Below are 12856 nucleotides of genomic sequence, written 5' to 3' on the forward strand. Positions count from 1 at the left end.
GCATTCGGTCCTCCCGCAAGGGGATCGCGGAGACGCCTTTATAGAGACGCGTCAACGCCGCGCCAAGCCAGCAGGTTGCCGAAAGCGCATCTGGTCCAACTGGTGAGGCGATTTGCAACAATCGCGGGTTGTGCACTTCCTCGCGGCAGCCATTTTCACAGAGCAAAAAACGGCGATCTATCCGCCGTCCCTGAACCGGTTGGTGATGGGATAACGGCGGTCGCGGCCGAAATTCTTTTTGGTGATCTTCACGCCCGGCGCTGCCTGCCGGCGCTTGTATTCGGCAATGTAGAGCAGGTGCTCGATGCGCGTCACCGTTGCCCGGTCGTGGCCGCGGGCGACGATCTCGTCGACACCCATCTCGTTCTCGACCAGACACTCCAATATGTCGTCCAGCACAGGATAGGGCGGCAGCGAATCCTGATCCGTCTGGTTCTCGCGCAGTTCCGCCGACGGCGCCTTGTCGATGATGTTGTTCGGGATCACCTCGCCGGAAGGGCCCAGCGCACCCGGCGGCACATGCGTATTGCGCCAGCGCGCCAGCGCATAGACCTGCATCTTGTAGAGGTCTTTTATCGGGTTGAAGCCGCCATTCATGTCGCCGTAGAGCGTGGCGTAGCCGACCGACATCTCGCTCTTGTTGCCGGTGGTGACCACCATCGAGCCGAACTTGTTGGAGATCGCCATCAAAATGGTGCCGCGCGCGCGGCTCTGCAGGTTTTCCTCGGTGATGCCTTGCTTGGTGCCCTCGAAAAGCTGCGTCAGCGTATGCAGGAATCCGTCGACCGGCTCGAAGATCGGCACGATGTCGTAACGGCAGCCGAGCGCGCGGGCGCAATCCTCGGCGTCTTTAAGCGAGTCCTTAGAAGTGTAGCGGTAGGGCATCATCACGGCGCGCAGCCGCTCCTCGCCGAGCGCATCGACGGCAAGTGCGGCGCAGATCGCCGAATCGATGCCGCCGGAAAGCCCGAGCACGACATTCCTGAAACCGTTCTTGTTGACGTAGTCGCGCAGGCCCAGCATGCAGGCGCGGTAATCGGCCTCCTCCTTTTCCGGGATTTTTGACATCGGTCCTTCGGAGCAGACCCAGCCATCAGGACCATTTCCAAGTTGCGCGCCCGCCGCGGCGTTATTTCTATTTTGCGCGCCTGCGGCGGCGCGGTTGCGCTTCCAGGTGGTGACGTTGACCGTTTCCTCGAACTGGCTCATCTGGAAGGCCAGCGTCTTGTCGGCGCCGATGGCAAACGACGCGCCGTCGAAGATCAGTTCGTCCTGGCCGCCAAGCTGATTGGCGTAGATGATCGGCAACCCGCATTCGATGACCTGGCGGATGACAATCTGGTGGCGAACATCGACCTTGCCGCGATAATAGGGCGAGCCGTTCGGCACCAGCAGGATTTCCGCGCCGCTTTCGGCCAGCGTCTCGCAGACGCCGACATCGCCCCAAATATCTTCGCAGATCGGAATTCCCAGGCGCACGCCGCGAAAATTGACCGGCCCCTGGATTTCAGGGCCGGCCTGGAAGACGCGCTTCTCGTCGAATTCGCCGTAGTTCGGCAGATCGAGCTTGTAGCGCTCGGCAAGGATCTTGCCGCCATCGGCAAAGATGATCGAATTGTGCGTGCCGCTCTTGCGCTTCAGCGGCGTGCCGATGATGACGCCCGGCCCGCCATCGGCAGTGTCGCCAGCGAAATCCTGCGCCGCCTGCTCGCAGGCCTTCAGGAACGCCGGCTTCAGCACCAGATCCTCGGGCGGATAACCGGCGAGGAAAAGCTCGGTGAACAGCACGAGGTCGGCGCCTTGTCGAGCGGCATCCGCCCTCGCCTCGCGCGCCTTGGCGAGGTTGCCGGCGACATCGCCAACCGTTGGATTGAGTTGGGCGACGGCGATGCGCAATATGTCGGAAGCGGTCTTGTCGATCATGCCTGCTGACTTAGCGCGACGGAATTGGCCGGGCAATGGCGTTTGCTTGGACCACCCCGGACCGAATGACCTATGTCATTCGTGTCCAGACCGAATGACCTAGGTCATTCGTAAGACCGATCGGACCGCCGGATACCGATCGCGTCCTATTCGCCCATATATTCGCGCAATGCCTGCGGCGAATGGTTTTCGCCGATCGACATCGCCAGGATGCGCGAAATATGCCGGCGCGGCAGCCCGGTGTCCGCCGCCCAGGCATTGATCTGGTTCTGGATCTTGTCGAGATCGCGCTTCGAGGTCGGGTGTTCGGCGATGTCCAGGCCGGCGTCGCGCAGTGCGGCCGCCATGTCGCCTGAGATGATGAAGGCGTCCCACTCCAGCCACCTCAAAAAATACTGGCCGGTATTGCCGCCGAGCCGGCTGCCATGCTTGCCGAGATAGGCCATCAGTCCAGCCTGGTCGTCTTCTGGCCAGTCGGCGAGGAACCTGCCAAAGCCGCCGTGCTCCTTCGACACACGCTCGACGAAAGCCGCGTTGTCGCGAACCGACTTGATCTTCTGCGGATTGCGCACGATGCGCTCGTCGGCCGTCAGTTCGTGCCAGAAATCGTCAGGCTGGAACAACAGCCGCTTCGGCTCGAAGCCGAGGAACGCTTGTTCGAAACCCGGCCATTTCTGCTCGATGACGCGCCAGACGAATCCGGCGGCGAAAACACGCTCGGCCATCGTCGACAGGATGCGATCATCGGAAATGTCAGCCACCGCGGCATTGTCGGGCATCGGCCCCAGCAGCGATGCCAGCACCGCTTCCCCGCCCTTGCGTTTGGCCGCGCGGGCGCGGATTTTCTGAAAATCCATCATTGTTTCCTCACCCTGTCGCGTCAATCTACCACTTCCCGCACGAACCGGCAGCCTCTAGGTCTATGCGGACGCTGACGACGGAGGCGACAATGAACAAGACGATCGAAGATCTGGCAAACCGCTGGCTGCGGCGAAGGCCGGATGGCCTAAGCCAGGTCGAGAGCCAGGTGCTGCAAAGCACGCTCGAACGCACCACGATCGCGAAGGACACCAACAAGGCCGTCGCTTTTCACCAGACGTTTGGCGACCGCCTCGCCGATACCATCGCCCGGATCGGCGGTTCGTGGTCCTTCATCCTGGTCTTCATCGCCTTCCTGATCCTGTGGACGTCAGGCAATGCCTGGCTTTTGTCGCGCGACGCCTTCGATCCCTATCCCTTCATTTTCCTCAACCTTATCCTGTCGATGGTCGCTGCGCTGCAGGCGCCGGTGATCATGATGGCGCAGAACCGCCAGGCCGAGCGCGACCGCATCGACGCCGCCCACGACTACGAGGTCAATCTCAAGGCCGAGATCGAGATCATGGCGCTGCATGAGAAGCTGGACGAACTGCGCCACAGCCAGATCGTTGGCATGCGCGACGAGATCGCGCAGCTGGCCGAACAGGTGAAGCGGATCGACGATATCTTGTCGAAGCAGCGGACGCCTTCATGACGGATGCCATCCATAATCTCATCGAGCAATACGGGCTGATTGCCGTCTTTCTGGGCTGTGTCGCCGAGGGCGAAAGTGCCGCCCTCCTCGGCGGGTTTTTCGCGCATCAGCATGTTTTCGTCCTGTGGCAGGCGTTCCTGGCGGCGGCCATCGGCGCCTTTGCCGGCGACAGCTGTTTCTTTATCCTCGGACGAAGCTTCGCCGACCATCCGTTCGTGGTCAAACTGAAGGGCCGGCCGGGTTTCAGCCACGCCTATCGTCTTGTCTCCACCCATCCCGACATTTTCGTGCTGACGAACCGCTTTATCTATGGCCTGCGCCTTGTCGGCGGCATCGCGGCCGGATTGTCCGGCATGGCCGTGACGCGCTTTGTCATTCTCAACGCCATTTCGTCGATGGTCTGGGCCGGATTGTTCACCACCGTCGGCTATGTGTTCGGGCTGGGCGCGGAGCGCATCGTCGGCCAGGCGCTGGTCCGTCACGAGCGATTGTTGATCGCCCTGGCGATTGGCCTGGCAGCAGCGATCCTCGCCTGGTTCATCGCTCATACCATTGCCAAGAAGGAGCGTAGCAAGGAGACGTGATGATCAGTCGATGCCGAGCGCCCGGTCGCCGCGATCAAGGATCAGCGGGATGATCAGGTCTTCCTCGTCGGCAAGGTGCCGGGTCAGCATGGCGATCAGCCGGCTGTTCTCGTCGGCATAGGCATCGGCGGTAAAGCGCTGCTTGTCCTCGCTCTCGCTTAGCGTGCGGATGAAAGCGTTTGCCGCTTCGGCATTGCGCTCCAGCCCTTCATGGATCGTATGATGATCGGCATCGAGAATCTCGAAGCCGCGCTTCAGCCGGGTCTCGGCCTTGGCGAAGACCGGAAAATAATGGATATCCTCGACATTATGGTGGCCGTCGAGGTGCCCAAGAAAATGGTTGAGCCGCGGCGCGAACCAGCCCGCGAACTCCGGCGCCGTCAGCCTGCCCTCGCGATAGTCGTCAGTGCCGTTGGTCAGCATGCCGCCGAGCTCGCGGAACATGTCGTGCCGCTGCAGCCACATAGTGGCGATGCCATGGATATTGGCGTGGCCCTGCCATACCTCGCGCGGGTATTTTTCAGCCAGCCAGCGCAAATCGTCCGGCAGGCCTGCGCGTTCGAGCAGCAGGGAATCGGCGGTCATGTCGGTCTCCTCAGACCATGATCCCGGAAAGTGGATACCGGTTTTCGGAACAGATCATGGGATCAGGTTGTGGTGACCGGCATGTAGGGGTTTGATGGCTAGATCGGTAGCCCCATGATTCGCTCGATGATGGCGATGCCCCAGACGCCGGCAACGATCACCACCGAAATCAGCACCGCCAGCGAACCGCAGTCCTTGGCGAGCTGGATATCGACGTTGAACTCCCGGCTGAACGCATCGCATGCGGCCTCGATGCCGGTGTTCAGCACTTCGACCATGATCAGCAGCAGCACCGCGCCGATCAGCAGCGCATAGCCGCGCCACGACACCGAAACAAACCAGCCGAGCGGCAGCGCCAGCACGAGCAGCATCAGCTCCTGCTGGAAGGCTTTTTCGCTGGAAGCCAATTTGCGAAATGCCCGCACTGAATTGTAGAAAGCATCGATCAGCCGCTGCATGCCAAACCTTTCCGAACCACCGGCAGGGGATAGCGCAATGGCCGGATCAAGGGAATAAGGCGATCGCTGCAAAAATCGTTTGCCGGCGAGCTTGTCACTCATCGGCGACCTTGATCGACGACGTCGACTTTTCGAACTGCGGCAGCCCATCGTCGATCAGGTAGTAGTCGCCCTTGTCGCCGACGAATATGTGGCATTGGCCCTGAAGTCCGGTGGGCTTGTCGAACAGTCCGGCGAGAACCGAGACATATTCATCATCCTGCGGCTTCCAGAACAGCAACGAGCCGCATGTCTTGCAGAAACCGCGCCTGGCAAACGACGATGCTTGGTACCAGGTGATGCTTTCCGCGCCCATAATCGTGATGTCTGCGTTGGCAACATTGGTTGCAGCGTAGAAATGCCCGCTCTGCTTCCGGCATTGCGAGCAGTGGCAGTAGATGACGCCGCGCAAGGCCCCTCGCGTCTTGAACCGCACAGCCCCGCACAGGCAAGAGCCGCTATGTGTGTTGTCCATCTCGGGCCTCCCGACGCAGCCGTGATCCTCGGCGTCCCTTGCCAGGATTCCAGTTTTGCAGCGGCCGTGCTCAAGCGAATGCGACATTCGACGGGCGTGTTCCGCACAGCACGGTTTGGACAAAGCGGCAGGCCGCGCCAACAGCCTCTCGACGGTCCGCCAATTGTTAAAGCAACACCTTTCCATATGAATTTTTGTGCGCTATATTTTCATCAGAAAGGAGACGCTGCCGACAATGCAACCCAATCTCGCCGCCAACACGGCCGAAAATGCAGTGCTGACCAAGGCGACGCTGCGCGCCGCCGACCTGCTGGACATTACCGCCAGGATGCTGGCCTCCATCATCGGGGTTTCGGAAGCCACGGTTTCGCGCATGCGCAGGCAGGAATTCCTGCTGGAGCGTGGAACCAAGCCGTTCGAGCTTGCCGTGCTGTTCGTCCGCCTGTTCCGCTCGCTCGACGCCATTGTCGGCGGCGACGAGACCGTCGCCCGGGCATGGCTGAAGAATGCCAACACGGCCTTCGATGGCACCCCGCTCGAAAAAATCGTGACGATATCAGGGCTTGTCGATGTCATCGCCTATCTGGACTCCCGACGCGCTCTCGTCTGAAGCCGCCAAACGAGGTGGCAAGCATGGGCTCGATGGCAAATACTGGCGCATCGTCGAGGCGCAGCACCGCGTCTCGACATTGAAAGTCGTTGACACGCTCGACGAGCAGGCCGTCCTCGAAGACCTGATCGAGGAAACCAAGCCGCAAATCCCCTTGGAATGCCGGCATCTGCATTATCTCCTGGCAACGCCCTTCCGCTACGGCTCGATCTATCCGCACGGTTCGCGCTTCCGCCGCGCCGGCAGGACCAAGGGCGTCTACTATGCGGCGGAAACCATTATGACCGCCGTCTCTGAGATGGCTTTTTACCGCCTGCTGTTCTTCGCCGAATCGCCGGCTACGCCGTGGCCACGCGACGCCGCCGAATACACCGCCTTCGCCGCAGCGATACGCAGCACAAAGGTGATCGACCTGACGCGGCCGCCGCTCGACCGCGACGCAGCGGCGTGGACGCACCCGACCGACTATGCGGCCTGCCAAAATATTGCCGATGTCGCGCGCGAAGCCGGGCTGGAGGCGATCCGCTATCGCTCCGTGCGCGACCCGAAAGGCGCTAACGTGGCGCTGCTGGCATGCAGCGGCTTTGCCAAGCCGAAACCGCTGGAACCCCACACCTGGCGCATCCGGCTGGGCGCCTTCGGCGTGCAGGCGATCTGCGAGTTCCCGCAAAACCGGATCGAGTTTTCCAGGACGGCGTTTGCCGCCGATCCCCGGCTCAACGGACTGCGCTGGGAGCGCGGCCGCTAGCCGGATCCTGACTAAAAACCGACGGGTGCGTAGCGCAGCAGCGTCACGCCCTGGGTTAGGCTTTCCTTACCAAGCGGCTTCAAGCTCAGCGACAGGCCGGACTTGAAATACGGCTTGCCGCCGCCAAGCACGACCGGGTGGATGTAGAGCCGGTACTCGTCGATCAGACCGGAGCGTGCGAGATGCAAGACCTAATCGATGACGACTGAAATCAGCCGTTGACGGCCTGCTTGTGCTGGACCGGGTGGCTTTTCTTGAGCAGGTCCGAGACCAGGAACGCCAGTTCGATCGCCTGGTCGGCGTTGAGGCGCGGGTCGCAATGGGTGTGGTAGCGGTCTTGCAATTCCTCGGCGGTGATGGCGCGGGCGCCACCGGTGCATTCGGTGACGTTCTTGCCGGTCATCTCGATATGGATGCCGCCCGGATGCGTGCCTTCGGCGCGATGCACCTCGAAGAAGCTCTGCACCTCCTTCAGGATGCGGTCGAACGGCCGTGTCTTGTAGCCGGCGGCCTCGATCGTGTTGCCATGCATCGGGTCCGACGACCACACCACGCTGCGACCTTCCTTCTGCACTGCGCGCACCAGCTTCGGCAGATGCTCGGCGACCTTGTCGGAGCCGAAGCGCGCGATCAGCGTCAGCCGGCCGGGCTCGTTTTCCGGATTGAGCAGGTCGATGAGCTGCAACAAGCCGTCCGGCGTCAGCGACGGGCCGCATTTCAGGCCCAGCGGGTTCTTGATGCCACGGCAGTATTCGACATGGGCATGGTCGGGCTGGCGGGTGCGATCGCCGATCCAGATCATGTGGCCGGAGGTTGCATACCAGTCGCCCGAGGTCGAATCGACGCGGGTCAGCGCCTCCTCGTAGCCGAGCAGCAGCGCCTCGTGGCTGGTGTAGAAGTCGGTCTCGCGCAGCGCGTAATTGGTCTCCGAGGTGATGCCGACAGCCTTCATGAAGTCCATCGTCTCGGTGATGCGGTTGGCGAGCGACTCGTATTTCTCGCCCTGCGGGCTGTCGGACACGAAGCCGAGCATCCATTGATGCACGTTCTCCAGGCTGGCGTAGCCGCCCTGCGCAAAAGCGCGCAACAGGTTGAGCGTCGCCGCCGACTGGCGGTAGGCCATCTCCTGGCGTGCGGGATCGGGAATGCGTGACTTGGCGTCGAACTCGATGCCGTTGATGATGTCGCCGCGATAGCTGGGCAGTGTCACGCCGCCCTTGGTCTCGGCGTCCGACGAGCGCGGCTTGGCGAACTGGCCGGCAACACGGCCGACCTTCACCACCGGCTGCGCGCCGGCGAAGGTCAGCACCACGGACATCTGCAGGAAGACGCGGAAGAAGTCGCGGATGTTGTCCGCGCCATGTTCGGCAAAACTCTCGGCGCAATCGCCGCCCTGCAGAAGGAATGCGTCACCGGCAGCGACGGTCGCAAGCTGCTTCTTCAGCTTGCGTGCCTCACCTGCAAAAACCAGCGGTGGAAAGGTGGCGAGTTGGGCTTCCGTGTTCTTCAGCGCGGCAAGATCCGGATAGGCAGGAACCTGCTGGATCGGCTTTGCTCTCCACGAATTCGGCGACCATTTCGTCATCGTTGCACCCAAAATTCTTTCCAGCGGGTGCTGTCGCCCGCCATTTCGCCCCAATATGGGGATCGCGGCTCCATACACGAAGCCGATTTCCTATTCTAGACCGGAATTTCGGTGGTGGCGAATGGCACAAGCTCGCCGCCTGTCTTTCCTTCTCCCCTTGTGGGAGAAGGTGGATTGGCGCGCAGCGCCAAGACGGATGAGGGGTGTTGGCCGGAGCGCGGTTTTGCCAAGCTGGAACACCCCTCATCCGACCGCTTCGCGGCCACCTTCTCCCACAAGGGGAGAAGGGGGAGCCGGCCGAGCCGCGCTAAGCCGCCTTCTCCACCAGCCTTGCCAGCTGCGTCATGACGACCGCTGAACCGGCCAGCCGCTTTTCAGGTGTCGGCCAGTCGCGGACGAAAACGACGCTGTGGTCCGGCCGGATCTTGGCCAGCGAACCCTGCTCGCCGATGAAGGTGACCAGCCCGACGGGGTTGGAGAACTCGCGCTTGCGGAAATGGATGACGACGCCCTTTGGTCCGGCATCGAGCTTTTCGACATTGGCCTTGCGGCACAGCGCCTTGATGAAGACGATCTTCAAGAGATGCTTCACTTCCTCCGGCAGCGGTCCGAACCGGTCGATCAGCTCGGCGCCGAAAGCGTCGATCTCCTCGGTGTTTTCGAGATCGCCGAGGCGGCGGTAGAGCGCCAGCCGCAGCTGCAGGTCCGGAACATAGTTTTCGGGGATCATCACCGCCGTGCCGACGGCGATCTGCGGCGACCAGCCGCCATCCTGCACCTCGCCGGAATCCTTGACCTCGGCGACGGCCTCTTCCAGCATCTGCTGGTAGAGCTCGAAGCCGACCTCCTTGATATGGCCGGACTGCTTCTCGCCGAGAAGATTGCCGGCACCTCGGATGTCGAGATCGTGGCTGGCGAGCTGGAAACCGGCGCCGAGCGTGTCGAGCGACTGCAGCACTTTCAGCCGGCGCTCGGCGGTATCGGTCAGCTTGCGGTTGGCCGGCAGCGTGAACAGCGCATAGGCGCGCACCTTCGAGCGGCCGACGCGGCCGCGCAGCTGGTAGAGCTGCGACAGGCCGAACATGTCGGCGCGATGCACGATCAGCGTGTTGGCGGTCGGGATATCGAGGCCGGATTCGACGATGGTGGTCGACAACAGCACGTCGTACTGGCCGTCGTAGAAGGCGTTCATGATGTCGTCGAGCTCGCCGGGCGGCATCTGGCCGTGAGCGACAGCCACCTTTAGTTCGGGCACGGATTCACGAAGGAAATCATGAATTTCCGCCAGATCGCTGATGCGTGGCACGACATAGAAGGAATGACCGCCGCGGTAGCGTTCCCGCAGCAGGGTCTCGCGAATGACCAGCGGGTCGAAAGGCGAGATGAAGGTGCGCACCGCCAGGCGGTCGACCGGCGGCGTGGCGATCAGCGACAGTTCGCGCACCCCGGTCAATGCCAGTTGCAGCGTGCGCGGGATCGGCGTTGCCGACAGCGTCAGCACATGCACGTCGCTCTTCAGGTCCTTCAGCCGTTCCTTGTGCTTGACGCCAAAATGCTGTTCCTCGTCGATGATCAACAGGCCGAGATTCTTGAACGAGATCGACGAGCCGAGCAGCGCGTGAGTGCCGATGACGATGTCGACGGTGCCGTCGGCGATGCCTTTCTTGGCCTCCGCCAGTTCCTTGGCGCCGACCAGCCGCGAGGCCTGGGCGACGCGGATCGGCACGCCGGAGAAGCGCTGCGAGAAGGTCTTGAAATGCTGGCGCGACAGCAGCGTCGTCGGCACCACCACCGCGACCTGAAAGCCTTCCATCGCCGCAATGAAGGCGGCACGAAGTGCCACCTCGGTCTTGCCGAAGCCGACATCGCCGCAGATCAGCCGATCCATCGGCTTGCCGGCGCCCAGGTCGCCCATGACCGAATCGATCGCCGTCTGCTGGTCGTCGGTCTCCTCATAGGGAAACCGCGCGGCGAATTCGTCATAGAGACCGTCTGCCGGCACCAGCGAAGGGGCAGCGCGCATCTGCCGCTCGGCGGCGATGCGGATCAACTGTCCGGCCATGTCGAGCAGGCGTTTCTTCAGCCGCGCTTTTCTGGACTGCCAGGCGCCGCCGCCAAGCTTGTCCAATGTCGCCTCAATCGAATCCGAGCCATAGCGCGACAAAAGCTCGATGTTCTCCACCGGCAGGAACAGCCGGTCGTCGCCGGCGTAATGGATTTCGAGGCAATCATGCGGCGCGCCGACCGCCTCGATGGTGCGCAGCCCGATGAAGCGGCCAATACCGTGGTCGCTATGGACGACGATGTCGCCGGAGGACAAAGCCGAGGCCTCGGCGATGAAATCGGAAGGGCGCTTCTTGCGCTTCGAGCGACGGATGAGCCGGTCGCCCAGAATGTCCTGCTCGGCGACGACGACCAGTTTCTCGGTCTCGAAGCCGGATTCGAGCGGCAGCACGGCAAGTCCCGCCTGTCCCGGTTCGAGCTTTTCCGCCTCGGCCAGCGTAGCCACCGGCTCGAGGCTGCCGAGATGATGCTCGGCCAGGATCTGGCCGAGCCGGTCGAGCGAACCTTCGGTCCAGCCGGCGACGACGACGCGGCGGCGGGCGGCGCGCTCGTCGCCAATGTGTTTTACAACGACGTCGAAGACGTTGACGTTGGGGTCGGCGCGTTCCTCGACGAAGCTGCGGCCGTGCCGCGACCCGGCATGGTAGATTTTCCTGGCGCCGGCGTCGGGCGCGTCGAACGGCGTGAAGTCGATCGCCTCGCGCGGGCCAAGCGAGGCGATGAGGTTTTCCGGCGACAGATAAAGCAGGTCGGGCGGCACCGGCTTGTAGGGGACGGCGTCCTTCAGCGCGCCGTCGGCCTGCTTCCTGCGCGCCTCGTAATGGTCGAGGATCAGCGCATGGCGCTCGGCCAGTGCCTCATGTGCCAGATGGTCGAACACGACAGCCGTGTCCGGCAGATAGTCGAACACCGTCTCCAGCCGCTCGTAGAAGAACGGCAGCCAGTGCTCCATGCCGGCAAAACGCCGTCCCTCGCTGACCGCCGCATAGAGCCCATCGTCACGCGAGGGCGCGCCAAAAGCGTCGATGTAGGAGCGGCGGAAGCGGCTGATGGTCTCCGGCGTCAGCGCCACTTCGCTCATCGCCTGCAGCGCCATCGACTTGCGCTGGCCGGTGGTGCGCTGCGTGGCGGCGTCGAAGACGCGGATCGATTCCAGCGTATCGCCGAAGAAATCGAGCCGCAGCGCTTCCGTCCAGCCAGGCGCCAACAGGTCCAGAATGCCGCCGCGCACGGCGAACTCGCCGACGCCGCGCACGGTCGGCACCCGCTCGAAGCCTGATATCTCCAACCGCGACGCCAGTGCGTTCATGTCGATCTGGTTGCCGGGTTTGGCGTGAAATGTCTGCGCCTCGACAAGGCTTGCCGGCGGAATGCGCTGCAGCAGCGCGTTGGCAGTGGTCAGGATGACGGCGCGGTGCGGATTTTTTGCCAACGCGATCATCGCGGTGAGCGCGTCCAGTCGCCGCGCGGCTGCATCCGGGCCGGGCGAAACGCGGTCATAGGGCAGACAATCCCAGGCCGGCAGTTCGAGCACCGGCAGGCCAGGCGCGGCGAAGGAAAGCGCCTCGACGATCGAAGGCAGGCGCTGGCCGTCGCGTGCCACGAACAGCACCGGCTTGTCGGGCGCGATCTCGTGCGCGGCCTGCACCAGCGCGAAGGCTTCGTAACCGTCGGCGACGCCGTCGACGATGAACTGGCCGGCGCGGCCTTTCGGCAGGCCGATTGTGGGGATCAGGCTCATGAAATCACGTATTTCAGAATGTCATCGCCTGGCGCGACGCCAGGATTTTTTGCAGGACGGCACAGTCGATGTCAGCCGGAATCGGCCGCTCGCCGGTGATCACGGGCAGGAATTCGGTATCGGCAATTTCGAGGAGCCTCTCATATTGGTCGAGTTCGTCGCCGGTCAAGGCGCCGATCTCGGCGTCGGCGAAACTGCCGAGAATAAGGTCCATTTCGCGCATGCCGCGATGCCAGGATCGAAACAGAAGCTTGCGGCGGCGGGCGTCGAGCCCCTCGCTTGATCGTCTCGTTCCGGTCATTGTCCAGCATCCTTGCCTGAAGCGGCGCATATAGCGTGGATAGAGCGCGGTGTCAGCCTTGCAACGGTCCGGTGGGTGTCTAACATCCCGGTGTGACATACACTCCTGACACCGTCGGCGCTAAGACCCCCCTCTGTCCTGCCGGACATCTCCCCCTCAAGGGGGGAGATTTGCCGTCGCGACTGATTTCGCCAATCTCCACCGCTGCAGGATGGGCGATGAGGCCAAAG

Annotated in this window: 12 protein-coding genes and 1 pseudogene; 4 read left to right on the forward strand and 9 right to left on the reverse strand. The window is 62.7% G+C overall.

From position 1 onward, the window contains the following. Positions 1 to 177 precede the first annotated feature (177 nt). Together AC0L2R_RS09245 and AC0L2R_RS09250 are read right to left on the reverse strand one after the other, a co-directional pair. Positions 178 to 1923 (reverse strand): NAD+ synthase, encoded by a 1746-nt coding sequence (locus tag AC0L2R_RS09245; RefSeq protein ID WP_473508544.1) that lies wholly within the window; start codon positions 1921 to 1923, stop codon positions 178 to 180. A gap of 146 nt (positions 1924 to 2069) precedes the next feature. Further along, complete coding sequence (locus AC0L2R_RS09250; protein ID WP_473508545.1) at positions 2070 to 2783, reverse strand: DNA-3-methyladenine glycosylase I; 714 nt, start codon at positions 2781 to 2783, stop codon at positions 2070 to 2072. Between the two features lie 89 nt (positions 2784 to 2872). On the opposite strand from AC0L2R_RS09250, the gene AC0L2R_RS09255 reads away from it, so the two are divergent. Both AC0L2R_RS09255 and AC0L2R_RS09260 read left to right on the forward strand, forming a co-directional pair. After that, on the forward strand, positions 2873 to 3436 hold the full coding sequence (locus tag AC0L2R_RS09255) for a DUF1003 domain-containing protein (protein ID WP_091593994.1): 564 nt from the start codon (positions 2873 to 2875) through the stop codon (positions 3434 to 3436). Next, positions 3433 to 4020, forward strand: a complete 588-nt coding sequence (locus tag AC0L2R_RS09260; RefSeq protein WP_473508546.1) for a DedA family protein — start codon at positions 3433 to 3435, stop codon at positions 4018 to 4020. The genes AC0L2R_RS09255 and AC0L2R_RS09260 overlap by 4 nt, the downstream gene beginning before the upstream one ends. A gap of 3 nt (positions 4021 to 4023) precedes the next feature. Here the strand turns inward: AC0L2R_RS09260 and AC0L2R_RS09265 are convergent, their stop codons facing one another. From AC0L2R_RS09265 to AC0L2R_RS09275, 3 genes are all read right to left on the reverse strand, one after another. Continuing rightward, complete coding sequence (locus AC0L2R_RS09265) at positions 4024 to 4605, reverse strand: hemerythrin domain-containing protein (protein WP_473508547.1); 582 nt, start codon at positions 4603 to 4605, stop codon at positions 4024 to 4026. 98 nt (positions 4606 to 4703) lie between these two features. Next, positions 4704 to 5063: a diacylglycerol kinase gene (locus AC0L2R_RS09270; protein ID WP_091593617.1), complete on the reverse strand. Its 360-nt coding sequence runs from the start codon at positions 5061 to 5063 to the stop codon at positions 4704 to 4706. A gap of 94 nt (positions 5064 to 5157) precedes the next feature. Next, on the reverse strand, positions 5158 to 5577 hold the full coding sequence (locus AC0L2R_RS09275; protein ID WP_473508548.1) for a GFA family protein: 420 nt from the start codon (positions 5575 to 5577) through the stop codon (positions 5158 to 5160). Positions 5578 to 5812: 235 nt separating this feature from the next. On the opposite strand from AC0L2R_RS09275, the gene AC0L2R_RS09280 reads away from it, so the two are divergent. Together AC0L2R_RS09280 and AC0L2R_RS09285 are read left to right on the forward strand one after the other, a co-directional pair. After that, positions 5813 to 6187 (forward strand): MbcA/ParS/Xre antitoxin family protein, encoded by a 375-nt coding sequence (locus AC0L2R_RS09280; RefSeq protein WP_091593990.1) that lies wholly within the window; start codon positions 5813 to 5815, stop codon positions 6185 to 6187. Next, positions 6147 to 6935 (forward strand): RES family NAD+ phosphorylase, encoded by a 789-nt coding sequence (locus AC0L2R_RS09285; RefSeq protein WP_473508549.1) that lies wholly within the window; start codon positions 6147 to 6149, stop codon positions 6933 to 6935. Before AC0L2R_RS09280 ends, AC0L2R_RS09285 begins: the two co-directional genes overlap by 41 nt. 11 nt (positions 6936 to 6946) lie before the next feature. On the opposite strand, the pseudogene AC0L2R_RS09290 reads toward AC0L2R_RS09285, so the two are convergent. From AC0L2R_RS09290 to AC0L2R_RS09305, 4 genes and pseudogenes are all read right to left on the reverse strand, one after another. Next, positions 6947 to 7117, reverse strand: a pseudogene (locus AC0L2R_RS09290) (dihydrofolate reductase family protein); the annotation flags it as partial. Positions 7118 to 7146: 29 nt separating this feature from the next. Next, entirely contained in the window at positions 7147 to 8520 is a 1374-nt protein-coding gene (locus tag AC0L2R_RS09295) for a class II 3-deoxy-7-phosphoheptulonate synthase (protein WP_091593609.1), read from the reverse strand. Between the two features lie 307 nt (positions 8521 to 8827). Next, on the reverse strand, positions 8828 to 12325 hold the full coding sequence (gene mfd / locus AC0L2R_RS09300; RefSeq protein ID WP_473508550.1) for a transcription-repair coupling factor: 3498 nt from the start codon (positions 12323 to 12325) through the stop codon (positions 8828 to 8830). A gap of 13 nt (positions 12326 to 12338) precedes the next feature. After that, complete coding sequence (locus AC0L2R_RS09305) at positions 12339 to 12626, reverse strand: FAD assembly factor SdhE (protein WP_128169001.1); 288 nt, start codon at positions 12624 to 12626, stop codon at positions 12339 to 12341. Between the last annotated feature and the right edge of the window lie 230 nt (positions 12627 to 12856).

This window comes from Mesorhizobium sp. WSM4820, from assembly GCF_055811075.1.